Source organism: Methylobacterium sp. C1 (assembly GCF_001854385.1).
Lineage (GTDB): Bacteria > Pseudomonadota > Alphaproteobacteria > Rhizobiales > Beijerinckiaceae > Methylobacterium > Methylobacterium radiotolerans.
Genome location: NZ_CP017640.1, coordinates 4,596,108 through 4,619,385, shown reverse-complemented (window position 1 = coordinate 4,619,385; position 23,278 = coordinate 4,596,108). Strand labels below are relative to the sequence as shown.

Annotated in this window: 21 protein-coding genes, 1 tRNA gene and 2 pseudogenes; 11 read left to right on the top strand and 13 right to left on the bottom strand. The window is 73.7% G+C overall.

Features of this window, described 5'->3' with window-relative positions:
• Positions 1–59 precede the first annotated feature (59 nt).
• Both BKE41_RS30455 and BKE41_RS21405 read left to right on the top strand, forming a co-directional pair.
• A pseudogene (locus tag BKE41_RS30455) lies at positions 60–520 on the top strand (hypothetical protein); the annotation flags it as partial.
• A 405-nt stretch (positions 521–925) separates the two neighbouring features.
• Positions 926–2,617: a methyl-accepting chemotaxis protein gene (locus tag BKE41_RS21405; protein ID WP_058606401.1), complete on the top strand. Its 1,692-nt coding sequence runs from the start codon at positions 926–928 to the stop codon at positions 2,615–2,617.
• 5 nt (positions 2,618–2,622) lie between these two features.
• Here BKE41_RS21405 and BKE41_RS21400 read toward each other — a convergent pair whose 3' ends face one another.
• The gene (locus BKE41_RS21400; protein ID WP_245295822.1) at positions 2,623–3,312 is read right to left on the bottom strand and encodes a DUF2239 family protein; all 690 of its coding nucleotides are present in this window, start codon (positions 3,310–3,312) and stop codon (positions 2,623–2,625) included.
• 72 nt (positions 3,313–3,384) lie between these two features.
• Between BKE41_RS21400 and BKE41_RS21395 the strand changes: the two genes are divergently transcribed.
• Positions 3,385–3,720 carry a GIY-YIG nuclease family protein gene (locus BKE41_RS21395; RefSeq protein ID WP_012320985.1) on the top strand — a complete coding sequence of 112 codons (336 nt, stop codon included), beginning with the start codon at positions 3,385–3,387 and terminating at the stop codon, positions 3,718–3,720.
• Positions 3,717–4,676, top strand: a complete 960-nt coding sequence (locus BKE41_RS21390) for an alpha/beta hydrolase (protein ID WP_071000074.1) — start codon at positions 3,717–3,719, stop codon at positions 4,674–4,676. The genes BKE41_RS21395 and BKE41_RS21390 overlap by 4 nt, the downstream gene beginning before the upstream one ends.
• A gap of 28 nt (positions 4,677–4,704) precedes the next feature.
• Here BKE41_RS21390 and BKE41_RS21385 read toward each other — a convergent pair whose 3' ends face one another.
• Positions 4,705–5,640, bottom strand: coding sequence for a helix-turn-helix domain-containing protein (locus BKE41_RS21385; protein ID WP_043074455.1), 936 nt, complete (start codon positions 5,638–5,640; stop codon positions 4,705–4,707).
• A gap of 225 nt (positions 5,641–5,865) precedes the next feature.
• Between BKE41_RS21385 and BKE41_RS21380 the strand changes: the two genes are divergently transcribed.
• The gene (locus BKE41_RS21380) at positions 5,866–6,837 is read left to right on the top strand and encodes a bifunctional helix-turn-helix transcriptional regulator/GNAT family N-acetyltransferase (protein ID WP_053621243.1); all 972 of its coding nucleotides are present in this window, start codon (positions 5,866–5,868) and stop codon (positions 6,835–6,837) included.
• A gap of 124 nt (positions 6,838–6,961) precedes the next feature.
• On the opposite strand, the gene BKE41_RS21375 is transcribed toward BKE41_RS21380, so the two are convergent.
• Both BKE41_RS21375 and BKE41_RS21370 read right to left on the bottom strand, forming a co-directional pair.
• Complete coding sequence (locus BKE41_RS21375; RefSeq protein ID WP_071000073.1) at positions 6,962–8,635, bottom strand: ABC transporter ATP-binding protein; 1,674 nt, start codon at positions 8,633–8,635, stop codon at positions 6,962–6,964.
• A 364-nt stretch (positions 8,636–8,999) separates the two neighbouring features.
• Positions 9,000–9,272: a hypothetical protein gene (locus tag BKE41_RS21370; protein ID WP_012320980.1), complete on the bottom strand. Its 273-nt coding sequence runs from the start codon at positions 9,270–9,272 to the stop codon at positions 9,000–9,002.
• 314 nt (positions 9,273–9,586) lie between these two features.
• Here BKE41_RS21370 and BKE41_RS21365 point away from each other — a divergent pair, with 314 nt between their 5' ends.
• Positions 9,587–11,449 carry an amidohydrolase gene (locus BKE41_RS21365; RefSeq protein ID WP_063112032.1) on the top strand — a complete coding sequence of 621 codons (1,863 nt, stop codon included), beginning with the start codon at positions 9,587–9,589 and terminating at the stop codon, positions 11,447–11,449.
• Positions 11,450–11,464: 15 nt separating this feature from the next.
• Here BKE41_RS21365 and BKE41_RS21360 read toward each other — a convergent pair whose 3' ends face one another.
• The gene (locus BKE41_RS21360) at positions 11,465–12,391 is read right to left on the bottom strand and encodes a LysR family transcriptional regulator (protein WP_012320978.1); all 927 of its coding nucleotides are present in this window, start codon (positions 12,389–12,391) and stop codon (positions 11,465–11,467) included.
• A 117-nt stretch (positions 12,392–12,508) separates the two neighbouring features.
• Between BKE41_RS21360 and BKE41_RS21355 the strand changes: the two are divergent.
• The 4 genes and pseudogenes from BKE41_RS21355 (at position 12,509) to BKE41_RS21340 (ending at position 16,083) form a co-directional block, all read left to right on the top strand.
• A pseudogene (locus BKE41_RS21355) lies at positions 12,509–13,823 on the top strand (citrate:proton symporter).
• A 25-nt stretch (positions 13,824–13,848) separates the two neighbouring features.
• The gene (locus BKE41_RS21350) at positions 13,849–15,186 is read left to right on the top strand and encodes an acyclic terpene utilization AtuA family protein (RefSeq protein ID WP_024829003.1); all 1,338 of its coding nucleotides are present in this window, start codon (positions 13,849–13,851) and stop codon (positions 15,184–15,186) included.
• Positions 15,187–15,204: 18 nt separating this feature from the next.
• Positions 15,205–15,540 (top strand): hypothetical protein, encoded by a 336-nt coding sequence (locus tag BKE41_RS21345; RefSeq protein ID WP_012320975.1) that lies wholly within the window; start codon positions 15,205–15,207, stop codon positions 15,538–15,540.
• 255 nt (positions 15,541–15,795) lie between these two features.
• Positions 15,796–16,083, top strand: a complete 288-nt coding sequence (locus tag BKE41_RS21340; protein WP_012320974.1) for a hypothetical protein — start codon at positions 15,796–15,798, stop codon at positions 16,081–16,083.
• A gap of 773 nt (positions 16,084–16,856) precedes the next feature.
• Here the strand turns inward: BKE41_RS21340 and BKE41_RS21335 are convergent.
• The 7 genes from BKE41_RS21335 to BKE41_RS21305 all read right to left on the bottom strand — a co-directional run bounded on the left by BKE41_RS21335 (position 16,857) and on the right by BKE41_RS21305 (position 21,704).
• Positions 16,857–16,948, bottom strand: a tRNA-Ser gene (locus BKE41_RS21335).
• Between the two features lie 12 nt (positions 16,949–16,960).
• Complete coding sequence (locus BKE41_RS21330) at positions 16,961–17,818, bottom strand: glycosyltransferase family 2 protein (protein ID WP_175654151.1); 858 nt, start codon at positions 17,816–17,818, stop codon at positions 16,961–16,963.
• The gene (lysA, locus tag BKE41_RS21325) at positions 17,815–19,083 is read right to left on the bottom strand and encodes a diaminopimelate decarboxylase (protein WP_071000072.1); all 1,269 of its coding nucleotides are present in this window, start codon (positions 19,081–19,083) and stop codon (positions 17,815–17,817) included. Before lysA ends, BKE41_RS21330 begins: the two co-directional genes overlap by 4 nt.
• Positions 19,084–19,238: 155 nt before the next feature.
• Entirely contained in the window at positions 19,239–19,595 is a 357-nt protein-coding gene (locus BKE41_RS21320) for a hypothetical protein (protein ID WP_012320971.1), read from the bottom strand.
• Positions 19,596–19,751: 156 nt separating this feature from the next.
• The gene (locus tag BKE41_RS21315) at positions 19,752–20,054 is read right to left on the bottom strand and encodes a 3',5'-cyclic-nucleotide phosphodiesterase (RefSeq protein WP_071000071.1); all 303 of its coding nucleotides are present in this window, start codon (positions 20,052–20,054) and stop codon (positions 19,752–19,754) included.
• Positions 20,055–20,198: 144 nt separating this feature from the next.
• The gene (locus BKE41_RS21310; RefSeq protein WP_043343910.1) at positions 20,199–20,912 is read right to left on the bottom strand and encodes a hypothetical protein; all 714 of its coding nucleotides are present in this window, start codon (positions 20,910–20,912) and stop codon (positions 20,199–20,201) included.
• A 147-nt stretch (positions 20,913–21,059) separates the two neighbouring features.
• A complete protein-coding gene (locus tag BKE41_RS21305; RefSeq protein ID WP_012320968.1) occupies positions 21,060–21,704 on the bottom strand; it encodes a DUF1134 domain-containing protein in 645 nt (214 codons plus the stop codon).
• Positions 21,705–21,828: 124 nt separating this feature from the next.
• Here BKE41_RS21305 and BKE41_RS32480 point away from each other — a divergent pair, with 124 nt between their 5' ends.
• Entirely contained in the window at positions 21,829–22,413 is a 585-nt protein-coding gene (locus BKE41_RS32480; protein ID WP_012320967.1) for a YHS domain-containing (seleno)protein, read from the top strand.
• Here the strand turns inward: BKE41_RS32480 and BKE41_RS21295 are convergent.
• Positions 22,394–23,266: a 3'(2'),5'-bisphosphate nucleotidase CysQ gene (locus BKE41_RS21295; RefSeq protein WP_071000070.1), complete on the bottom strand. Its 873-nt coding sequence runs from the start codon at positions 23,264–23,266 to the stop codon at positions 22,394–22,396. The two genes, BKE41_RS32480 and BKE41_RS21295, sit on opposite strands and share 20 nt — an antisense overlap.
• Between the last annotated feature and the right edge of the window lie 12 nt (positions 23,267–23,278).

Below are 23,278 nucleotides of genomic sequence, written 5' to 3'. Positions count from 1 at the left end.
ACGCCCCGTTCAGCCCCGTCGTCTCGGTGGTGGCGGTGATGCCGGACTTCCTGCCGGTGATCGGCCACGCGCCGGCATCCTACGACCTCGACGGGCCCCTGCCCGACCTGCCGGTCTCGGACCAGGGCCGCAGCCGCGCCGAACGCCGCACCGCCCTGGCGCGCCGGGAGGGCCTGACCATCCGCCGGGCCGCCCTGCGAGTGGCGGCGGGTCGCGGCCACCACGTGATCGTCGGCATCGCCGCGGACGTGGCCGACCGCGTGCAGGCCAGGTTCGAGACGGGGGCGCGGCCGACGGCATCACCGTCATGCCGCCCGTCTTCCCCGACGGCCTCAGCGACTTCGTGCGCGAAGTCGTGCGGCTGCCGCAGGCGCGGGGCCTGTTCCGGACGGCGTATGCGGCCGGGCCGGACACCGCGCCCGGGAGTCGCACCGGGGCTGTTGCGCATCGGCGACACCGTGCCCGTCGCTGCGCGCGCCCCGGGAACCCGGTCGGCCTCAGGGCGTTCGCCGGCCCATGAATGCCGCTGAGCCCGCCCGGAACCTGTCCTGGGGAGACGTCTTCCTCGCGCTCTGCGTCGGCGCCTCCTGCGCGCTCGCCCTCCTCGCGCTGCTCTAGCGCGCGGCGCCCCCCCGCGCGGGACGGGGGAGAGCGGGGATGGTCGCAAGAGTAATCCGGTTGTCGGGTAGGGCGACTCAGAGAAAGAGCTAATCAACTTTAGTTGACCGCAGACAAATCCGTTCAAAGACCGCCTGGATATAAATATTAAGACTTTCCGAGCGAAGTGTAGGCTGCTTGGTGGGCTGCCTGTGAGGGCGGGAAGCCGGTCCAGGCTCACCCCTTCGTGCCCGTGCGGCCGCCCGACCGTCTGCGCTCCGGCAGGCGCCGTCGCGGACGTGCGGGATGCCTCGTCCAGGACCGGATCATGCGCCTTCACCTGACAGTCAAAGCGTCGCTCCTCGCCGCCTTCGGCCTCCTCGCGCTCCTGTGCGCCGGCCAGGCCGTTCTCACGACCCTCACGCTCTCCGGGATCCGGGCCAACGTCACGGGCGTCGCCACGAACTGGCTCCCCTCCGTCGTGGCGATCACCAACATCCGCGCCGCGGCCTCGGATGTGCGCATCAAGCAGTTGCGCACGCTGACCCTGTCCGGCAGTCCCGAGACGCGGGCCGACAACGCGCGGCAGACCGAACAGGCCGTCGCGGCGCTCGCCGCCGCCCGGAAGGCCTACGAGCCGCTGATCTCGTCGGACGCGGAGCGGGCCCTCTACGACGCCTTCGGCGCCACCTGGGAGCGCTACCAGACCGTCGGCCGCGAGGCGGCGCGCCTGGCGGAGGCGGGCCAGGGTGCCGACGGCATCCGGCTCATGGCCGACCCGGCCAACATCGATCTCTACAACGAGGCCCGCGACACGCTGGCCAAGGACGTCGCCCTGAACGAGCGCGGCGCGCACGCGGACGCCGAGAGCGCCATGGCGGCGACGGATTTCGCGACCCTGACGGCCTATCTCTCCGCCGCGCTGAGCGTGCTGGCGGCCTGCGGCGCCACCGCGTTCGTGCTGCTGCGCGTGTCCCGCCCGATCCAGGCGATGACGGGCGCGATGACCGTCCTGGCCGCGGGCGACACGGGGGGCGAGGTGCCCCACCGCGCGCGCCGCGACGAGGTCGGCGCGATGGCGGCGGCCGTTCAGGTGTTCAAGGACAACCTGATCCGCACCCGCCGTCTGGAGGACGAGACCGCGCAGGCGCGCCTGGCCGCCGAGGAGCAGCGCAAGGCCGGCATGCGGCAGATGGCCGACGACTTCGAGGCCGCGGTCGGCGGGATCATCGGCACGGTGTCGTCCTCCGCGACCGAGCTGCAGGCGACCGCGCAGGCGATGACCGCCACCGCCACCGAGACCGCCAGCCAGTCGACGACCGTGGCGGCGGCGGCCGAGGAAGCCGCCTCCAACGTCAGCACGGTCGCGGCGGCGGCCGAGGAGCTCGGCTCGTCGGTGCAGGAGATCGGCCGGCAGGTGCAGGGCTCGGCCAGCCTCGCGCACCTCGCGGTGAGCGAGGCCGATCAGACCGGTCTCCGCGTGCAGGAACTCAGCGCCGCCGTCACCCGCATCGGCGACGTGGTCGGGCTGATCTCGAACATCGCCGGCCAGACCAACCTGCTGGCGCTCAACGCCACCATCGAGGCGGCCCGGGCCGGGGCCGCCGGCAAGGGCTTCGCGGTGGTCGCCTCCGAGGTCAAGGCGCTGGCCGAGCAGACCGCCAGGGCGACGCACGAGATCTCCGGCCAGATCGCGCAGATCCAGGCCTCGACCGGGCAGGCGGTCACGTCGATCGCCGGCATCACCGGCCGGATCCGCGAGATCAGCGGCGTGGCGACCTCGATCGCCGCCGCGGTCGAGCAGCAGGGTGCGGCGACCCAGGAGATCGTCCGCAACGTGGCGCAGGCCTCGACCGGCACCAGCGAGGTGACGGGCAACATGGCCGGGGTGGCGCAGGCGTCGGAGGAGACGGGGGCCGCGGCCGGCCAGGTCCTCGACGCGGCCTCGGAGCTGTCGCGGCAATCCGAGCATCTCGGCGCCGAGGTCGGCCGCTTCCTCGCGACCGTCCGCGCCGCCTGAGCGCGTCAGGGCCGGGTGCGCGACGGCGCATCCGGACCCGCCGACGGGGCGGCCGGGGCCGCGAGCTTCAGCGCGTGGTCCCGGATGTCGGGGGGCCACGCCGCCATGCGGCCGGCGAAGCCCGCGCCGTCGCCGGCGAAGAGCGCCCGGATCACCTCCTCGAAACCGGGGCGATCGCCCGCCACGGCGGCGAGGAAGCGGTAGGCGGCCTCGCGGGCAGCCCGCACCCGGGCCTGTCCGTCATCCGTGCGCCGCGCCTCGTCGACGAGGCGCCGCAGCGCCTGCGAGGCGCCGCCGGGCTGCGCCGCGAGCCACTCCCACTGACGGGGGAGCAGCGTCACCTCGCGGGCGATCACGCCGAGCTTGGGGCGACCGCGGCCCCGCGCGGCGCCCTCGGAGTCGGGCCGGCTCCCGCGACCGCTCGCGGCGGCGTCCGCCGCTTCGCGCCGGGCGAGCCGAGCGACGACGTCCGCCGCGGTGCCGCGCAGGTCGAGGTCGACGACGGAACCGGACCGATCGTCGAAGGTCAGGACCGGGTCGCCGCCCTCCGCCGCCAGCGCCTTCACGGCGAGCGCCACGTCGCGCAGGGCGCCGCTGGCGAGCCGCCGCGGGCCCACGAAGGCGGTGAAGGTCGGCCGTCCCTCGTCCGGCACGGCAGACCCGTCCGAGCCTTGCCCGAGCCTGTCCTGGTCCATTATTTTACCCGGGTAATATTGCCTGCGTCCGTGCTCTTCGATAGCATCGCTGCCGGAGTGAGAGGACGTCCGATGCCGAGAGAGGCCCGGAAGGCGGCCGTGAACGCCTACAAGGATCGCGCGGTCGAGGCCGGCATCTACGCGATCCGCTGCGCGGCCACCGGCGAGACCTGGGTCGGCGGAGCCCCCGACCTGCCGGCCATCAGGAATCGCCTCTGGTTCACCCTGCGCCTGGGCACGAACACGCACCGCACGCTCCAGGACGCCTGGAACCGGCACGGCGCCGACGCCTTCGCGTTCGAGATCGTCGAGCGGCTGGACGAGGAGGCGAGCGGCTACGTCAGGGACCGGGCGATGAGGGAGCACCTGACCCGATGGGCGGACCGCCTGGGGGCGGTCCGGATATGAGTGCGCCGGACGCGTCGGGGCACCTGCCGGCCAACGGCGTCACCCTGGCCTATGACTGCTTCGGCGACGCGGCCGCCGAGACGATCCTCCTGATCGCCGGTCTCGGGACGCAGATGATCCGCTGGACCGAGGCCTTCTGCCGGGCGCTGGCGGAGCGCGGCTTCCGGGTCGTGCGGTTCGACAACCGCGATTCGGGGCGCTCGACCGCCTTCACCCCGCACGGCGCCACGGACTTCGCGGCCTTGTCGGCGGCGCTGGCCGAAGGTCGGCGGCCGGACCTCGCCTACACGCTGGCCGACATGGCGCAGGACGCGGTCGGGCTGCTCGATGCCCTGTCGGTCCGCCGCGCCCACGTCGTCGGCCGCTCCATGGGCGGCATGATCGCCCAGATCCTGGCGAGCGAGCATCCCGCGCGGGTTGGATCCCTCACCGCGATCATGTCGAGCACGGGCAACCCGGGCCTGCCCCCGGCCGCGCCCGACGCGATGGCCCTGATGATGCGGCCCGCCCCCGACCCGTCGCTGGACGAGGCGGGCTTCGTCGCGCAGGCCGTCGCCGTCGCCCGGCGGCTGGCCGGCCGGTCCGACCCTCTGGACGAGGCGGCGTACCGGGCACTCATCCGCGCGGAGCTGCGCCGCGGCTACGTCCCGGGCGGCTTCGGACGGCAGCTCGCCGCGCTGGTCCTCGCGGGCGACCGACGCGCCCGGTTGGCGGCGATCCGCGCGCCGACCCTCGTGGTGCACGGGACCGAGGATCCCCTGTTCCCGCTCGCCTGCGGGCAGGACATTGCCGACTCGATCCCCGGCGCGGCCTGGCTGCCCATCCAGGGGATGGGACACGACCTGCCGCCGTCGCTGCACGGCCCCATCGCCGAAGCGATCGCGCGAACCGCGCGCCGCGCGACCCCGTCGGTGCCGGGCGAACAGCCGGCCATCGATCCGGGGCGCGGCGCGTGACGGCTCGGCCGCGGCGGTCCCGGTCGCATCAGCCGCCGCTGCGCGAGGCGCGGTAGTCGCGCGGCGTCAGGCCGTAGGCCTCCCGGAAGGCACGGCTGAGCTGGGCGCTGCTCCCGAAGCCGTAGGCCTCCCCGATCTCGCCGATCGACCGCGGCTCCAGCGGATTGTCGAGGGCGGCCCGCACGGCCGCGAGGCGCTGCCGCGCGCGGTAGCGTGCCACCCCGCCTTCCGGTTCGAACAGGCGGTAGAGCTGGGAGCGCGATATGCCGAGCGCCCGCGCCATCGCGTCGATCCGGGGCGGCGCGGCGAGCTGGCCGCGGATGAGCCGCTTCGCGGTCCTGAGCCGGGCGGCCTCGAGCGGTGCGGCCGCGCGGGCCGCCCCGTCCAGGCTCGGGCGCGCGCAGGCCGCGACCATGTGGAGCGTGGCCTGGGCGATATGGGCCGCGTCGGTCGCGGTGATCGCGTCGCTGTGCGCCGCCAGGCTCCGGATGTGGTCGGCGAGGAGGTGGCCCGCGCCGCCGGACAGGATCAGCCCGTGCATCGCGTCCTCGTCCGGCAGCACGGTCGCGATCGCGGCGCGCGAGACCGCCAGGATCAGCGAGTCCGTTTCCGGAACCCGGCTGCGGCGGTACGGCTGCGACAGGTCGTTGAGGCTGACCGCGCCCGCCGGAACCTCCACCACGCCCCGTTCGGTCTCGACGCTGTAGGCGTGCCGGCTCAGGTGCAGGACGAAGCCGTCCTGTCCGTCGCGCCGGATCTGGGACCGGGACCGCGCGGGCCCCTGCGGCGCGGCGTTCATGACGCGCAGGGCCATCGGGCCGATCAGCGTCGTCTCGATCCGGCCCGTGAAGCCGTGCGGATCGGCGTCGAGGTCGTGGGCCGAGAACAGCGCCCGCCACGCGGCGAACCGGTCGCGCTCCGGCAGGGCATCCGTGGTGAAGAGGGACCGGGGTACGAAGTTCACGGCGGGACCGACGACCGAGGGTTGGCGATTTTACCTTACGTTGCGCATCCGGCCAGTCCCTATCGGACACAATCTACGATCGCCCGCAGCCGGCCCCGGCGGGGCGGCCGCGGGGGCCCCTGATCCACCGCGCGACCGCGGTGGCGCCGGTGCGCGCAGGCCCCGGAGCCGCACGGGCTTGCACGAAACATAACGCGTTATATAAAACGGGGCCGGGAGGACCACATGCCCGCAGACATCCTCGACGATCTCGGACCGCTGTTCCTGGGCAGCCGTCTGAAGCGTCTCGCAGACCGCTTCCAGGCCGACGCCGCCCGGATCCTGCGGGACGAGGGGCTCGGTATCCAGCCGGCCCAGTTCCCGATGCTCGCCGCCATCGACCGTTACGGCCCGCTGACCATCGGCGACGCCGCCGCCGTCCTCGGCGTCAGCCAGCCGGCGGCCACGCGCACGGCGGCCAGCCTCGTCGAGCTCGGACTGCTCGACGAGACGCGGTCGGGTGCGGACCTTCGCCAGAAAGCCCTGTCGCTCAGCGGCGCGGGCGAGGCCCTGATGGCGCGCGCCAAGGGCGCGCTCTGGCCGCGCGTCGACAGGGCCGTCGCGGGCCTGTGCGCCGGGCTGTCGGGGCCCCTGCTGGATCAGATCGCCGCGCTGGAGCGCAGGCTCGACGCCGTCCCGTTCGCGGCCCGCATCCGTGAGGACGACGCGGCCGGCGACGCCGCGACGGGCCTGACGATCCGGGACTACACGGACGCGCTGGCGGGCCGCTTCCGCGACATCAACGCCGAGTGGATCGAGGCGATGTTCGCGCTGGAGGAGAACGACCGCCGGATCCTGTCCGATCCCCGCGGCCAGATCCTGGACCGCGGCGGGCTCATCCTCTTCGTGGAGTCGGCGGATCTCGGCATCGTCGGCACCTGCGCGCTGATGCGGACGGATGCGGGCTGCTACGAGCTGACCAAGATGGCCGTGTCCGCGCGGGCCCGGGGCCGCAAGGCCGGCGAGCACCTGCTGCGGGCGGTGCTGGCCCGCGCCGCGGCGATGGAGATCGAGACGCTCTACCTGCTCACCAACACCCGGTGCGAGGCCGCCGTGCACCTGTACGAGAAGGTCGGGTTCCGGCACGATCCGGAGATCATGGACCGGTTCGGCCGGCGCTATGCCCGCTGCAACGTGGCCATGCGCTACCCCCTGTGACACCGCCGGCCCGGGGCTACCATTCCCCGCGTCCCGGCTCGCGCCCTCGGCTCGGCGGCAGAGGATCCGCAGACGCCCTGGCCCGCGGACGGTGTCGCTCTCCCGTCGGCCGCGGGCCCCGGCGTCAGACGGCCGCCTCCGGGACCGGCGCGCGCCCCGCGCGGTCCGACGCCAGGCGGACGACCTGATCGCCGTCGCGGACCGAGGCCATCCGGTGGGTGACTGCCACGATCGTCAGCCGGTCGGCCTGCCCACGCAGGCCGTCCATGACCTGGCGCTCCGTCTCCGCGTCCAGCGCCGAGCTGGCCTCGTCCAGGACGAGGACGCTCGGATCCGCGTAGAGGGCGCGGGCGATCGCGATCCTCTGCCGCTCGCCGCCCGACAGCTTCAGGCCGCGCTCGCCCACCACCGTCTCGAAACCCTCCGGCATGGCCTCGACGCGCGCCAGGATCGACGCCCGCTCGGCGGCCGCCCGCAGGCGCGCGGCGTCGAACGGGCGCCCCAGCACGATGTTGACCGCCAGGGTGTCGTTGAGGAGCATCACGTCCTGGGGCACGACGCCGACATGGGCGAACCAGTCGCCGCTGCGCACCCGGGCGAGGTCGACGCCATCGACCAGGATCCGCCCCTCGGTCGGGGCGAGCCCCTTGAGCAGCATCTTCAGGACGGTGGATTTGCCCGATCCGGTCTCGCCGACGAGGAAGGTGGGCCTGCCGCGGCGGGCGGTGAAGCTCAGGTCGGCGACGCCGCGCCCGTTCGGGTAGCGGAAGCCGACCGCCTCGAACGCGATCGTCCCCTCCGCCCCCCGGTAGGGGAGCGGATCGGACGGTTCGGCCTCCTCGGGCGCGGCCCACATCCGGGCCAGCGGGCGGAAACGGGCGGCGGCCTCCGCGGTCTCCTTGATCGCCATGCCGACGAGGTGGAACGGTTCGCTGAGCTGGATCAGCATCGTGTTGAACAGCACGATGTCGCCGACCGACAGCAGCCCGGCCTCGTAGCGCGGGAGGAGCATCAGGAACGTCACGGCCAGCTGCAGCGCGGCCGCGGCCCCGAGGGCGCCGCTGAACACGCCGCTCGCCAGCGCGAACCGGCGCCAGTTCGCGTACGCGTCCGCGGCCCCGGCCGCGAAGCGCGCGCTGATCCAGGCCTCGCCGCGGGTCTGGCGGAGCGTGTCGATGAGGGTGATGGCGTTGCCGACGAGCCGCGCGTTCTCCTGGCCGCGCTCCATGGCGGCGTCCAGGAAGGGCCGCACGCGCCCGATGCGGAGGTAGTCCAGGCCGATCACGACGGCCCCGTAGACGAGCACGATCGCGGCCGTCTCCCAGCTCAGGAGGCTGCCGAGGAGTGCGGCCCCGACGCCGATCTGCACGGCGCCCGGCAGGAGCCCGCCGATCGCGAGCTGCGTGACGACGTTGAGGGTCCGGGCGCCTTCCTGTCGGGCGCTGCCGACCTCCGCGGGGTTGTGGTCGAGGAAGAAGGCCGGGGTCTTGCGCAGAAGGCGGGCGAAGAAGGCAGCGTTGGCGATGACGCCGAGGCGCTCGGCGGACAGGAAGGCCATGAAGCGGGCGGCCTGACCGCACGCTCTCGCGACCCCGTAGAGGACCGCGTAGAGCAGCAGCAGATGCAGAGCCGCCGCGGTGTCCGGCCCGCGCGCGAGCGCGTCGACGGCGCGGGAGAACAGGTAGGGGGCCGACACCGCCGCCACGGCGCCCGCGAGGGTGGCGGCCAGGACCAGCAGGATCGTCCAGCGCGCCTCGTGCCAGTAGGCGCGGAGAAGGGAGCGGAGAATCGGCGCCATCGCTGCGGGGGTTCGCTTCCGGCGCCGGACAGGATCGTCGGTGCGCGCGGCCTCGTCTACCCGGGCGTCGCGCGGCTGCCCGGCCCGGCACGATCGGGAACGGCAGGATCCCGCGGCGGTGGGACCGCGGACCGCGGATCCGGTCGGACCGCAACAACGGGGACGAAGCCCGGGCGACGTGCAGCGAGCCGCTCCAGGCCGGGGAGGCTCACGGCACAGTAGACGTCAGATCCCGCACAAGAGTGGAGATGCGCGCCCAGACGAGACGCTGGACGCGATGTCCGGGACGAGACCCGGGCCGCTGAGCGACCGGGCCGGGAGCGAGGGGCCCTGCCTCGGGCGTCGCGACCGGCCACGCCCGCGCTCAGTTGCAGCCGTCGCAGATGCTGCGCTCGATCTTGTTGAGCCGGGCGCGCTCGCGCTCCTGCACGGCGGGCGGCGGCACTTCGCCCGGGCCGAGGGACGTGCCGGGGGGCTTGGTCACACCGAGGCTGTTGGTGTTCGGCGCCGTGATCGTCGAGGCCGGGCCGCCGCCCGTGCCGGTCTGGTCGGGCGCCAGGCCCTGGGCCGCGAGCGTGGCGGGCACGGCCAGGCTCAGCAAGGCCAGGCCCGCGGAGCGGAAGAGGGTTCGGGTCATTGTACCTCCCGTCATCGAGCGCGCGTGAAGCAACCTGGCAGTATCCGTCGCCTGGCGGAACCGCCTTCGTCCGATCGTGAGCCGGACGGCTCCACTATCCCCTGTAATCCGACTGGCCGATAGAGTCCCCATGGCGATCGGCGTGATCGGATCTTTGCCCGGGCTGGCCGCCGACCCGGGCGACCTGAACTGGTCGTCTCGATCATCCCGCGAGATCTGGGCGGACGGCTCTTAGCCAATCTCTAATAAATTTTAGCGAAGTATTTACAAGAACAGGATCGGGTCTCGTCGGGACCGGGAGGCGGGAGGCGTTCATGTGCGTCGCGTGTGATTGGGCGCCCCACTTCCAGGCCTTCGGCGGACACGCCGTCAATCGGCGCGCGGTGCTGCGGTCGGGCGCTGCCATGACCGCGACGGCCGTGACCGCGACGGCCGTGACCGCGACGGGCATGACCGCGACGGCCCTGGCGCTGGACCGCGTCCCGACGGGCGCCCGCGCCGGACAGGGGAGCGGCCGCGCGGCCGCGGCGGGGCCGGCCGACGTCGTGTTCCACAACGGTCCCGTCTACACGGTGGCGGGACCGGCCCCCTGGGCCGAAGCGGTCGCGGTCCGCGGCAACACCATCGTCCATGTCGGGGACGCGGCCGGCGCGATGGCGCTGGCCGGCCCGGCCACGCGGGTGGTGGATCTCGAGGGCCGGCTGTTGATGCCCGGCTTCGTCGAGGGCCACACCCACCCCTTCCTCGGCGCGTTCCTGACGTCCGGGGTCGACCTGCAGCGCGAGAACCTCGCCCAGGTCCTCGCGGCCATCGAGGCCCACGCGCGGGCGCATCCGACCGGACCGATCCGCGGCTTCGGGTGGCGCGTCGACATGTTCCCCCCGGAGGGCCCCAACCGGGCCGAACTCGACGCCATCCTGCCGGACCGGCCGGCCTTCTTCTTCGCCATCGACGGGCACAGCCTGTGGGCCAATTCCAGGGCGCTGGCGATGGCCGGCGTCGACCGGGACACGCCCGACCCGATCCCGCGCTTCAGCTACTACGCGCGCGACCAGAAGGGCGACCCCACCGGCTACGTGCTCGAGGTCAACGCGGTCCTCGAGCTGGTCAACGCCGTGGAGCCCATCAGCGTCGCCGCCATGGGCAGCCTGCTGGAGGGCTGGCTGCCCAAGGCCGCGGCCGCGGGCATCACCACGGTCTTCGACGCGGGCGTCCCGCCCGTCGGCAGCGATCAGGCCGCCATCATCGCGCTCTACGCGGAGGCCGAGAAGCGCGGCACGCTGCCGTTCCGCGTCTCCGCCTCCTACTCGGTGAAGTCGCTGCCGATCGACGACACGGTCGAGCAGTTCAACGCCGTGCGTCGGCAGGTCTCGAGCGAGTTCGTGCACGTCGACATCGTGAAGATCGTCGGCGACGGCTCGCAGGGCGGCTACACGGCGTGGCTGATCGAGCCCTACGCCGACCTGCCCGACTCGACCGGAGGGTCGCCCTTCACCGAGGCGCAGTGGCACGACCTCGTCGGCGCGGTCGACGCGGCGGGCTTCGACGTCCACGTCCACGCCTGCGGCGAGCGCACCGCCCGCGTCGCCCTCGACGCCATCGAGAAGGCCGTCGCGAACAACCCGGCCCGCGACCGGCGTCACGCCATCGCGCACCTGGTCTATGTCGAGGACAGCGACGCGCCCCGCTTCGCCCGGCTCGGCGTGACCGCGCAGTTCTCGGCCAACTGGTCGTCGGCCGACCCCGACACGCTGCAGAACATGATGGCGCGCTACGGCGCGCACCGCGCCAGCCGGATGTACCGGACTCGGACGATCCTGAGGCAGGGCGGGCGGGTCTCCTTCGGCACGGACTGGCCGGCGGCCGGCTACGTCTCGACCTACGAGCCCCTCACGTCGATCCAGGTCGGCGTGACGCGCCAGCTGGTCGGCCGGCCGGACGCGCCCGTGCTGAGCCCGGCCGAGGAGCGCCTGACGGTCGCGGAGGCGATCCACGCCAACACGATGGGCGCCGCCTATCAGCTCCGCATGGACGACAGGATCGGGTCGGTCGAGGTGGGCAAGCGCGCCGACCTGATCGTCCTCGACCGCAACATCCTCGCGATCGATCCGCACGAGATCCACCGGACCGCGGTCGTCCTGACCATGATGGACGGCGTCGTGCGGCACCGGGCCTGAGGATCCGATCGCCGCTCAGGGGCTCGGCGCGGCGCCGGCGTCTGTCCCGCCCGGATCCGCGAGCCGGTCCGCCACCATCCGGCAGAACGCCTCGGCGGCCGGCGGCATCGTCCGGCCCGCCTTCTTGATCAGGCAGACCGGACGCTCGAACAGCGGGTCGTCGATCGCCCGCGAGCGGAGCAGGGGCTCGGCCCGGATCTCCCGCGCCGCGCCCGGGAGGATCGTCAGGCCGAGGCCGGCCCGGACCATGCTGACCGCGGTCATCATGTAGGTGGCCTCGCAGGCCACGCGGGGCAGCCGGCCCGAGCCGATGAAGGCGCGGTCGACGACCGCCCGCACGCTCGTGGCCGGATCCATCAGGATCAGGGGGTGCTCGGCGAGCGCCGCGATCGTGACCCGGGGCAGCGCGCCGATCGGGTGATCGGCGGGATAGATCACGTGCAGGGCGTCGCGCGTCCGGTGCAGGACGCCGATCTCCGGATCGCGGACGTCGCCGCCGACGATGCCGAGATCCGCCTCCTCGCCGCGCACGAGGTCGAGCACCCGCTGCGCGATGACGTCCTTGATCCGGAAGGTCACGGCGGGGTGCTCGGCGCGGAAGCGGACGATCGCGTCGGACAGCACGCTCGCCGCGAAGGACGGCAGCGTCGCGACGCGCACGACCCCGTGGCGCCTTGCCGCGAGGTCGCGGGTGTCGACCACCACGGCGTCGAGGTCGCGCAGCACACGCTGGAACACGGGCAGCAGGTCGCGGCCGAGCCGCGTCGGCGCGACGGTGCGGCTGGTCCGGTCGAGGAGCCGCGCGTCGAGCGTCTCCTCCAGGCGCCGGATCTGAACCGTCAGGGCGGGCTGCGACAGGTTCAGCAGGGCGGCGGCCCGGGTGAAGCTGCCGGCCTGGACGACCGACACGAAGGCCCGCACCTGCCGCAGGTTGAGATCCATAAACTCAGGCTATCGCTGCGATCCGATCTTTTCAATTGTGTCATGAAGTGTTCCGCCGTCTCCTGACCCGATACAGGCGCGGATTCGAACCGCGCCGGCGCCCAACGGGAGGAACGGATGCTGGCCCTGCTCGGCCTGTGCACGATCGCGCTGCTGCTCGCCGTCATCCTGACCAAGCGGATGTCGCCCCTCGTGGCGCTGATCGTCATCCCGGTCGCGGCCGCCCTGATCGGCGGGTTCGGGTTCGACACCGGCAAGTTCGTCCTCGCGGGCCTGCAGAGCCTCGCGGGCGTCGTCGGCATGTTCGTGTTCGCGATCCTGTTCTTCGGCATCGTCAGCGATGCCGGGATGCTCGACCCGATCATCGACCGGATCCTCGCCCGGGTCGGCACTCGCCCCACCCGGATCGTGCCCGGCACCACCCTGCTGGCGCTCCTGATCCACCTCGACGGGTCGGGTGCGGTGACGTTCCTGATCACCATCCCGGCGATGCTGCCGCTCTACGACCGCGTCGGCATCGACCGGCGCATCCTGGCCTGCGCCGCCTCGATGGCGGCCGGCGTGAACTTCCTGCCCTGGACCGGGCCGATGATCCGCGCCTCCGCCGCCCTGAAGCTGCCGATCCCCGAGATCTTCTCGCCCCTCGTGCCGGTTCAGGCGGTCGGCCTCGTCTTCATCTTCGCCGTCTCGTACTGGCTCGGCCTTCGGGAGGAGCGCCGTCTGGCCCACGTCCCCGGCGCCGCGGGGGCCGCCCCCGGCCCGGCCGCGACCGCCCGGATCCTGAGCGACGCGGAGCGGACCCTGCGCCGCCCCGACCGCTTCTGGATCAACCTCGTCCTCACGGCGGCGGTCCTGGGGACGATGGTCTTCCTGGCCGAGAAGGTGCCGCCGGCGCTGATGTTCATGCTCGGCACGGCGCTCGCGCTGGTCATCAACTACCCGCAGGTCGACGCCCAGCGGCAGCGGATCGACGCGCACGCCAGGGCCGCGATCCTGATGGCCTCGATCCTCCTCGCCGCCGGCGTGTTCACCGGGATCATGCAGGGCACCGGCATGCTCAGGGCCATGGCCCAGACGGCCGTCACCTTCGTGCCGCCGGAGATGGGGCGCCACATCCCGTTCGCGCTCGGCCTCGTGTCGATGCCCCTGTCGATGCTGTTCGACCCGGACTCGTTCTACTTCGGCGTCCTGCCGGTGGTGGCGGAGGTGGCCCACCAGCTCGGCGTCCCGCCGGTGCAGGTCGCCCAGGGGGCGCTGCTCGGCCAGATGACGACGGGCTTCCCCGTCAGCCCGCTGACGCCCGCGACCTTCCTGGTCTGCGGCCTGACCGGGATCGACCTCGCCGACCACCAGAAGTACCTTCCCGTTCCTGCTGGCGGCCTCGGTGGTGATGACCCTCACCTGCGTCGTCCTCGGGGTCTTCCCCCTCTGATCTCTCTGACAGCGGAGAGCGCGCCATGAGAATCGTCCGCCTCGGTGCCGGCGCGGGCTATGCCGGGGACCGCATCGAGCCCGCCGTCGAGCTCGCGGAGCGCGGCGACATCGACTACCTCGTGTTCGAGTGCCTCGCCGAGCGCACCATCGCGCTGGCGCAGCAGGCGAAGCTGCGCGACCCCGAGGGCGGCTACGACCCGCTGCTGGAGGCGCGGCTGCGGGCCGTGCTCGGGCCGTGCCGGGCTCGCGGCATCCGCGTCGTCACCAACATGGGCGCGGCCAACCCGGTCGCCGCTGCCCGGAAGGCCGGGGCGCTCGCGCGGGAGATGGGCCTCGCCGGCCTGCGGATCGCGGCGGTGACGGGCGACGACCTGCTCGACGCGGTGCGGGCCGGCGACTTCGTCCTGGAGGAGAGCGGCGAACCGGTCGCCAGCCTCGGCAACCGCATCGTCTCGGCGAACGCCTATCTCGGCGCGGCGCCGATCGTGGCCGCCCTCGCGGACGGCGCCGACGTGGTCATCACCGGCCGCGTCGGCGACCCGGCCCTGTTCCTGGCCCCCCTCGTGCACGCCTTCGGCTGGGCGATGGACGATTGGGAGCGCCTGGGCCGCGGCACCCTCGTGGGCCACCTCCTCGAATGCGCCGGCCAGATCACCGGCGGCTACTTCGCGGATCCCGGCTGCAAGGACGTCCCGGACCTCGCGCGCCTCGGCTTCCCCATCGGGATCGTGGCCGAGGACGGCACCGTCGAGATCGCGAAGGTCGCGGGCTCGGGCGGCCGGATCAGCCTCGCCACCTGCAAGGAGCAGCTGCTCTACGAGGTGCACGACCCGGCCCGCTACCTCCAGCCGGACGTGGTCGGCGACTTCTCCGGGGTCGAGATGGAGCAGGTCGGCCCCGACCGCGTCCGGGTGAGCGGCGCGACCGGCGCGCCCGCGACGGGCCTCCTGAAGGTCTCGGTCGGGTACGTCGATTCCTATATCGGCGAGGGGCAGATCTCCTACGCCGGACCCGGTGCCCTGGCCCGCGGCCGTCTCGCCCTGGCGGTGGTGCGCGAGCGCCTCGCCCTCACCGGCGTGGCGACGCGCGAGCTGCGCTGCGACCTGATCGGCGTCGACGCGCTCCACGGCGCGGCGCTGTCGGGCGGGCGCGAGCCCTACGAGGTCCGCCTGCGGGTCGCCGGTCGGACCGAGACCCACGCCGAGGCCGTGCGGATCGGCAACGAGGTCGAGACGCTCTACACCAACGGCCCGGCCGGCGGCGGCGGCGCCTGGAAATCGGCCCGCGAGGTGGTGGCGGTGCAGTCGGTCCTCGTCCCCGCCGCGCTCGCCCGCCCGCGCGTGCACGTCGTCGAAGCCTGAGAGCCGGGAGTCCCGAGGATGAAGCTGCGCGCGCTCGCCCATGCCCGCACGGGCGACAAGGGCAACACGTCGAACATCGCGCTGATCGCCTACGACGCGGCGGATTACGAGCACCTCGCGGCGCACGTCACGGCCGAGCGGGTGCGGGAGCATTTCCGCGGGATCGTGACCGGCGGTGTGACCCGCTACGCGCTGCCGAAGATCGGGGCGCTGAACTTCGTGCTCACGGGCGCGCTCGGCGGCGGCGTCACCCGCTCCCTGGCCCTCGACGCGCACGGCAAGGGCCTCGGCTCCGCGCTCCTCGATCTGGACATCCCGGACCGGCCCGGAACCGGGGGCGCGCCGCCGCGGTGAGGCCGCCGGCCCGCCGCGCGATCCCGGGCCTCAGCGCCAGCCGAGCAGCACGAGGAAGCTCGAGAAGGTGAGGGCCGAGGCCATGAGGGTGAGAACGAGCGGATCCATCCCCATCGGCTAGCGGTCGGCCGCCGGCGCGGCCATCGGGCGTTCGGCCGCTGCGGCATGATCGCGGGCGGCCCGCGATCCGAGTTCGAACCACAGGCCGCCCACGACCGTTGACGGTCGTTCAGCGTGACCGTTCGAAGAGCCCAGATGGACCGCCCCCGTCGCGTCGGACTGCCCTGGTACGCCCCGGAGCAGTACCAAGCCCTGCGCACCAGCCTCGCGGACGGTGCCAAGCTGCCGCCCGACTACGAGACCTGGCGCATCGCCACGGAGCAGATGGAGCGGGAGGTGCAGCGCAGCGGCGTCGAGGTCGTGCGCGTGCCGATCGAGCCGGAGATCTTCGCGGCGTGGTGCGAGCGCGCCGGGCTCCCGCGGGATGCCGCGGCGCGCGCCCGGTACGCGGCCGCCGCGCTGGCGGCGGATTGGGCCGTCTGAGAGCGCCCCGAGCGGGGCGACGCGCGGAGGAGGCGGCCGCCGGGACTCCGCGCGGGCGCAGGTCCTCACCGACCGCACCGGCGCGCAACCGGATCGGACCGACGGCGCCTTGCGCGGGCGGCTCGGCCTGCTCCCTCGGCGCCCGTGGGCCGGCGTCGTGCGTGTCATCCAGCCGGGCCGTCCAGACCTTCGCGGCCGCCGACCGGAACGGCAACCCGTTCCTGCCAGCGCGGGACCACCCTGTTCGCCCGCGTCGCGCGCACCGGTTTCGGCGCCGCCGACCCGAGCCTCCAGGGGTGGCGCCCAGTTCAAGGGCCGCCCCGTCGGCGACCGTGTCTACAGTGCCTGCATCACGGTGAAGGGCTGCCGGTACGGCGAGCCGCGCACCGTGTCCGGAACGCCGACACACCGGTGGTGAGCGGTCCGCCGTACCCGCTCAGGGCGGCCGGTTGGGACAGAGCGGAAGCGCGGCCCGTCATGCCGCATGGGACGAAGGCCGCGCCGAATCCGGGGCCGGAGCCGCGTCGGGATCGGCGGAGGTCCCATCCGGGAGGGCCCGCGCCCGGATCAGGCTTCGGCCATCGGGAAGGTCTCGGCGAGCGCGCATCGGAACGCGGTGCTCCAGAGGATGCTCCGTTGCAGCGCGCCTTGCATCGCGGACAATCAGCGCGCGGCACTCGGGCTTCATTCCCCCGCAGCGAAGGTGGCACCGAGTGACCAAGCCGGTCGGGCGAAGGAAGAAAATGCCGATTCATCAGCACCTTCGACGGTGCTGGCGGAGACGGAGGGATTCGAACCCTCGATACCCATTTCTGGGTATGCTCATTTAGCAAACGAGTGCCTTCAGCCGCTCGGCCACGTCTCCGGCGCTCTGGCTCTAGAAGGTCGGATCCGGCGGGTCAACCCGATCCTGGCGGGCAGCGGCCACGCGGCGGCGCTCGACGTGCTTGGCGACGCGCAGATGCCGCGAGATCGCGTAGTTCATCGCCGTCAGGAAGCCGTAGGTGCCGCGCACGAAATGGCGGCGGCCGAGATAGGCCTTCAGGAAATTGCCCGGCAGCTCGACGAACACCCGCCAGGTCGGAATCACCACGCCCCGCGCTTCCAGGTCGTCCGCCTGCTGGTCGGAGTAACGGTTCAGCTTGTCGAGCTGGTCGCCGAGCGAGCGCACCGAGAAATGGTGGATCACGCCCCTGAGCCGCCCTGGACTCACACCCGGTTCCAGCGCCACCCGGTCGTGGACCGGCGAGGCGGCGTAGCGGCCCCGGTCCTTCCGGTAGAGCCGGACCGGCGTCAGCGTGTAGGCGAGCGGGTGCGGCCGGCCCTCGCCGGGGAAGATCTCCGCGATGCCGATCCGCCACGCCGGCCGGCGCGGCTCGCCCGCGGCCCAGAGGCCCCGGATCTCCCGGACCAGTTCCGGCGGGACCACCTCGTCGGCGTCGAGGTTCAGGAGCCAGACGTGCCGGCACTGCTCCTCGGCGAAGCGCTTCTGCGGGCCGTAGCCCGGCCAGGGATTGTGCAACACCCGCGCGCCCAGCGACGCCGCCAGCGCCTGCGTGCCGTCCGTGGAGCCCGAATCGACCACCACGAGGTCGTCGGTCAGGCCGCGCACCGCCCGGATCGTCGCGCCGATCCGGTCGACCTCGTTGTGGGCGATGATGAAGACCGACAGCGGCAGCGGCCCGTCGGGTCCCGGGGCCGGCGCGGAGGCGGCGCCCGCCGGAGCGCGGCTCACGCCAGCCAGTCCGGCACCCGGTCGAGGGCGATCAGCGCGTCGACGTCGAGGCGCGGACGGACCACCGCCGCCCGGTCGCCCCGCACCAGAACCTCCGGCACCAGCGGCCGGGTGTTGTAGGTGCAGGACTGCACCGCCCCGTAGGCGCCGGCGCTCATCACGGCGATCAGGTCGCCGGGCCTCACCTCCGGCATCTCGCGGTTGAGCGCGAGATAGTCGCCGCTCTCGCAGACCGGGCCGACCACGTCGGCGACGAGGCGCGGCGTCTCGGGGCCCGGCTCGATGACCGGTCGCAGGCCGTGATAGGCCTCGTACAGGGTCGGGCGGATCAGGTCGTTCATCGCCGCGTCGACGATCACGAAGGTCCGCCCCTCGCTGTGCTTCACGTAGAGCACCCGCGTCAGCAGGATCCCGGCATTGCCGACGATCATCCGGCCGATCTCGAAGACCGGCCGCAGGCCGAGGGGAGCGAAATGCGGCCGCAGGGTCGCGGCTAGCGCCGCCGGGTCCGGCGGCGGCGCGTTGTCGTCGCGGTAGGGGATCCCGAGCCCGCCGCCGAAGTCGATGTGGCGCAGGGGATGGCCGGCCGCCAGCAGCTCCCGGGCGAGGCCGGCCAGCAGCCGGGCCGCGTCGGCGAAGGGCGCCAGATCGGTGATCTGGCTGCCGATATGCATGTCGACGCCGTGCACCGCGATCCCCGGCAGGGCGGCCGCGGCGGCGTAGACCGCCGGAGCCCGGGTGATCGGGACGCCGAACTTGTTCTCGTACTTGCCGGTGGAGATCTTGGCGTGCGTGCCGGCATCCACGTCGGGGTTCACCCGGACCGAGACGGGCGCCCGGAGGCCGAGATCCACGGCCACCTCGGACAGGACCGCGAGCTCCGGCTCGCTCTCGACGTTGAAGCAGAAGATGCCGGCCGTCAGCGCGGCCTCCATCTCGGCGCGGCTCTTGCCCACTCCCGAGAACACGATCTTCCCGGGATCCACGCCGGCGGCCAGCGCCCGCTGCAGCTCGCCGCCGGAGACGATATCCATCCCGGCGCCCCGGGCCGCGAGGGTCCGCAGGACGGCCTGGTTCGAGTTCGCCTTCATGGCGAAGCAGACCAGCGCGTCGTCGGCCGCGAACGCCTCCGCGAACACGCGGTAGTGCCGCTCCAGCGTGGCGGTGCTGTAGCAGTAGAACGGTGTGCCGACCTCCGCGGCGAGGCCGGTCAGGTCGACCTCCTCGGCGTGCAGGCGGCCGTCGCGATAGTGGAAGTGGTGCATCTCGGCCGTGTCTCGTCGCCGTGTCTCGTCCGCGCCGGAGCGCGGGCTGTTTCCCGTGAAACACCCCGCCGCGGGCCGCGGCGGGCGCGCCGCCGACCGGGTCCGACCAGGTCACCGGGCGCGCGGCACCGCGACGAGGTGCCGGCCTCCGCCCTCTACAGCAGCGGATCCAGAATGAAAGGCTCCTTGGGCACGCGGTAGCCGCGGCGCGCCCCGCGGCTGGTCTCCACCGGCGCATCGGTGCCGCCCGGCGGCACCGCCGCCGCGGAGAGCTCGTCGCCGGCGCGCACCGAGGCCGGATCCGGCTCGGGGGCGCCGCCGCCGAGCCCGACCGAGACCGGCAACGTCCGCCGTCCGGTCGGCGCGTCCGCACTCGGCTGTGCGCCGGCCGCTGCTGCCGCGGGGGCCGCCGTCTGCGGCGGCTCCAGCGCGCCCCGCCGCCCGCAAGCGGAAGCCGCCAGGGCCACGAGGCCGGACACGGCCAGGAGTTTCAGGGCGGGTTTCGACAACATCGCGCGAGGGTCCGGCGGGCTCGGCACCGGCACGCGAGGGCCGGCGGGAGCGCTACCTTAGCCGTTGCCGCGTCCCGGCGCGAGCGCCCGCCCGCTACAGCCCGGTCGCGGCGTGCGGCCGGGCGCCGGTTCCCGGACCGCGACGGTCGGGAGGCGTCAGCCCCGCCGCTCCTTGCCGCCCTGCGAGCCCTGCCGATTCTTGGCGGGGGTGTTCTGCTGCTGCTCGGCCTCGTAGGCGTCGATCGCCCGGCGGCAGTTCTCGCTGAGCTTCTTCCAGTTCTTCTGGAAGCAGGCATCGGTGGCCGGATCGTCGGGGGCCAGGTTGCCGCAGTAGGTCAGGTAGTCGCCGGTGCAGTACTTCTTCAGGGTCTCATTGCCGCGCTTCGTCTGCTGCGCCGCTGCCGGCAGCGTCAGGGCAAGGGCCGCCGCGACGGCGAGGGCGATCGGCTTCAGGCGCATGGGTATCCGTACCATCTGTCGAAGTTGTGAATGCAGGACGCGTCGGCGATGCGATGATGCCTTTGCGTGGTCGAAACAAGGCAGTCATCGCAGGTTTTCGGTTGCGTTCCGGTAGCCAAACCCCCGTTCCGGGGGCGGATCCGCTCAGACCCGCTCGGGTTGCGGCATCGCCGACGCGGTCCGGGGCATCCGGCCCGGGGCCGTGAGGGCGTCGGCGACCTCGACGATTCGCCGCCGGAGATCGGCGTTCTCGCGCTCGATGCCGGCCTGCCGGTCCGGCGGCGGGCTTCCGGCCCGGTCGCTCTGCCGGTCGGCCAGGGTCAGGGCCAGGGCCTCCTCGGCCGCCTTCAGGCTCGCGCGCAGGTCGTCGCGCTCGGCCGCCAGCGCGGCGGCGTCGGGCGCCGGGGCCGGGCCCTGCCGGAGTGCCAGGAGGCTGTCGAGCAGGTCGGCATGGGCGTCCTCGAGGGCCTGGAGGGTGGCGAGGCTCGCGCTCCCGTCGTCGCGGGCGAGCGCCAGCTCGGTCTCGAGTTCCCGGGTCTTGGCCTGGGCCTGGGCGATCTCGGCGTCGCGGGCGGCGACGTCGCGCGCGAGGGCGGCGACCCGCATCGTCCCGGCCCCGATCGCCGCCATGTCGGCCTGCCGCCGCGCCTCGACGGTCTCGACCCGGCGCTCCAGGCGGCGCTGCTGCACGGCGAACTGCGCGCGCAGGAAGTCGCGCTCCGCGGCGATCTCGGCCGGGGACAGGGGCAGGCGCGCCTCGGCCCGGCGCCGCTCCAGGCGCGCGGCGCGCGTGTTGAGGGCCGGCAGCAGCAGCAGGCCGCACAGGCTCGCCGCCAGGAAGCCCAGCGCGAAGATCATCACCGTTTCGATCACGAGGGTGCAGCCCGCGCATCCGGCCGGAAAACCCGACCCGCCTTCACTCTAGCCCAGGTTGGCCGCGAGGGTGAAATCCCGCGGCGCCGGTCAATCAGAACGCGTTCCGATCCCGTGCCCGATCAGGCCGGATCAGAAAGGGTTCCAAGTGGGCTCACGGGTGAACTTCAGATAGCCGACATTGATCCCGAGGCGGGCGCCGACGCCGCTGCGGATCGGCACGACGATGACCCGGTCGTTGACCACCGCGGTCATCCCGAAGCCGCCCACCAGGTAGGCCGAGCCGTCGACGCCGGCGAAGCGGCGGTACAGGTCGCGCACGTTGGGCAGGTTGTAGACCAGCATCATGGTGCGGGCGCCGTCGCCGCCGACATCGAAGCCGACGGACGGGCCCTGCCAGTAGATGCGTCGCTGGCCGGCGTTGCGGGTGTAGAGGGTGCCCTCGCCGTAGCGGACGCCCGCCACCACGGCGCCGCCGCCCTCCTGGCCGAGGATGTAGCCGTTGGGCTCGCCCCAGCGCCGGCCCGCCTCCTCGACGGTGAGCGCGAGGCCGCGCGACACCGTGCCGAAGAACCGGTGGCCGGATTCCACGATCTCGCCGGGGCGGAAGGTCTCGGGCGTGTCGAGATCCTCGCCGGCCGCCCGGGCCGCTCCCGCCGTGCCGAGCCCAGCGAGGGACGCGCCGAGGGGCGCACCCAGCGCCAGGCCGAGGCCCGCGCGCAGGAGGGTGCGGCGATCGGTGCCGCGATCGGTGCCGCGATCGTCTCGTGCCGTCATCGTTGCCTCCTCGCCCGGTTCGATTAACCGTTCGTGCGACGGACCTGTGCCGCTCTGTCCCGCCGGGCCGGCAGAGGCCGCGCCGGGCGGATGAGTCGGACCAGCTTCTGAGGGAATCCGCAAGATGTGGTTAACGCGTCCTGACCCCGCAGCCCGCGCGCTCCCCGCGTTCGGACGGTCGGGCGCGATCATCCCGAAGGCGGCGCTCACGCTCGCGCGGGCGGCCGGGCTGTCCGCCGCGCTGGCGGCCCTGCCGGGGCTCGCCCCCGGCCGCGCCGCGGCGGAGGAGGGCCTGCCGGCCCGGACCCGGATCGAGCTGCTGACGCTCAACGGCTTCGATCCGGTCAGCTACTTCCTGGAGGGCGGGCCGCAGGCCGGTCTGGCCCGGTTCGAGCTGTCCTGGGGCGGCCAGGTCTGGCGCTTCTCCAGCGGCGCCAACCGCGCGGCCTTCCGGGACGATCCGCCCGCCTACGCCCCGCGCCTCGGGGGCTACGACGCCGCCGGGATCCTGGAGGGCCGGCTGGTGGACGCCGATCCCCTGGTCTTCGCGGTGATCGGCGAGCGCCTGTACCTGTTCCGGGATGCCGGGCGCCGCGCCCGGTTCCTGGCGGAGCCCGACCTGGCCCGCCAGGCGGAGGCGGCCTGGCCGGCCGTGAGCCGTCTGCAGGATGTCCCGCCCGACGCCCCGCCTACGGACGCGCCGCGCTGAGCGGCGCCGCCGGCCGGCCGGCCGCGCGGGCCGGCAGGGCGAGCCGCGGGGCCAGGGTCGGGTCCCCGAGGGCCGCGAAGGGACCGTTGCGGTGATCGGGCCCGTGCTGGCCGTAGCGGATCGGGCCGCCGCCCGGCACCACCACCCGGCCCCCCGCCGCCGCGACGATGTGGTCGCCCGCGGCCGTATCCCATTCCATGGTCGGGCCGCAGCGGACGTAGATGTCCGCCTCGCCGGCGGCGATCAGCGCGAACTTCAGGGCGGACCCGACCTGGCGCGTCTCCGCGACCGGCAGCGCGGCGAGGCAGGTGGCGGTCTCGGGATCGCCGTGCCGCCGGCTGCCCAGGGCGACGAGGCCCGCCACCGGCACCGGCCGCGCGCGGACCGGCCGCCCGGCCCCCGGCCGGCCCGCGACCACGGGACCCTCCAGGGTCGCGGGGCCGGCCCACCAGACCCGGCCGAAGCCGGGGGCCGCGAGGGCGGCCGCCACCGGGCGGGCGCCGGACACGAGCGCGATGTTGACCGAGTAGTCCGGCGTCCCGGCGAGGAAGTCGCGGGTGCCGTCCAGGGGGTCGACGAGGAAGAAGAGGTCGGCCGGGCGGGTCGCGTCGCCCTGGGCGCGCTCCTCGGCCACGACCGCGATTCCCGGGAAGCGCCCGGCGAGGGCCTCGACGATCAGGTCCTCGGCCTCGACGTCGGCGGCACTGGAGGGGGAGCCGTCCGGCTTCAGGGCGTGAGGGCAGGGGCCCCGGTGGTAGCGGCGCAGGATCTCCCCCGCCGCGCAGGCGATCTCGGCGAGCGCCGCGGCGATCCGCTCACGCTCCGGCCCCGAGATCGTCGCCGCGCCCGTCATGGTGCCTCCCAA

Coding starts and splice junctions, on each gene's coding strand:
- BKE41_RS21350 (WP_024829003.1), top strand. CDS start 13,849: ATGAGAATCGTCCGCCTCGGTGCCGGCGCGGGCTATGCCGGGGACCGC.
- BKE41_RS21345 (WP_012320975.1), top strand. CDS start 15,205: ATGAAGCTGCGCGCGCTCGCCCATGCCCGCACGGGCGACAAGGGCAAC.
- lysA (WP_071000072.1), bottom strand. CDS start 19,083: ATGCACCACTTCCACTATCGCGACGGCCGCCTGCACGCCGAGGAGGTC.
- BKE41_RS21390 (WP_071000074.1), top strand. CDS start 3,717: ATGAGTGCGCCGGACGCGTCGGGGCACCTGCCGGCCAACGGCGTCACC.
- BKE41_RS21305 (WP_012320968.1), bottom strand. CDS start 21,704: ATGACGGCACGAGACGATCGCGGCACCGATCGCGGCACCGATCGCCGC.
- BKE41_RS21395 (WP_012320985.1), top strand. CDS start 3,385: ATGCCGAGAGAGGCCCGGAAGGCGGCCGTGAACGCCTACAAGGATCGC.
- BKE41_RS21370 (WP_012320980.1), bottom strand. CDS start 9,272: ATGACCCGAACCCTCTTCCGCTCCGCGGGCCTGGCCTTGCTGAGCCTG.
- BKE41_RS21360 (WP_012320978.1), bottom strand. CDS start 12,391: ATGGATCTCAACCTGCGGCAGGTGCGGGCCTTCGTGTCGGTCGTCCAG.
- BKE41_RS32480 (WP_012320967.1), top strand. CDS start 21,829: ATGTGGTTAACGCGTCCTGACCCCGCAGCCCGCGCGCTCCCCGCGTTC.
- BKE41_RS21340 (WP_012320974.1), top strand. CDS start 15,796: ATGGACCGCCCCCGTCGCGTCGGACTGCCCTGGTACGCCCCGGAGCAG.
- BKE41_RS21375 (WP_071000073.1), bottom strand. CDS start 8,635: ATGGCGCCGATTCTCCGCTCCCTTCTCCGCGCCTACTGGCACGAGGCG.
- BKE41_RS21310 (WP_043343910.1), bottom strand. CDS start 20,912: ATGATCTTCGCGCTGGGCTTCCTGGCGGCGAGCCTGTGCGGCCTGCTG.
- BKE41_RS21365 (WP_063112032.1), top strand. CDS start 9,587: ATGTGCGTCGCGTGTGATTGGGCGCCCCACTTCCAGGCCTTCGGCGGA.
- BKE41_RS21315 (WP_071000071.1), bottom strand. CDS start 20,054: ATGCGCCTGAAGCCGATCGCCCTCGCCGTCGCGGCGGCCCTTGCCCTG.
- BKE41_RS21405 (WP_058606401.1), top strand. CDS start 926: ATGCGCCTTCACCTGACAGTCAAAGCGTCGCTCCTCGCCGCCTTCGGC.
- BKE41_RS21400 (WP_245295822.1), bottom strand. CDS start 3,312: ATGGACCAGGACAGGCTCGGGCAAGGCTCGGACGGGTCTGCCGTGCCG.
- BKE41_RS21320 (WP_012320971.1), bottom strand. CDS start 19,595: ATGTTGTCGAAACCCGCCCTGAAACTCCTGGCCGTGTCCGGCCTCGTG.
- BKE41_RS21380 (WP_053621243.1), top strand. CDS start 5,866: ATGCCCGCAGACATCCTCGACGATCTCGGACCGCTGTTCCTGGGCAGC.
- BKE41_RS21295 (WP_071000070.1), bottom strand. CDS start 23,266: ATGACGGGCGCGGCGACGATCTCGGGGCCGGAGCGTGAGCGGATCGCC.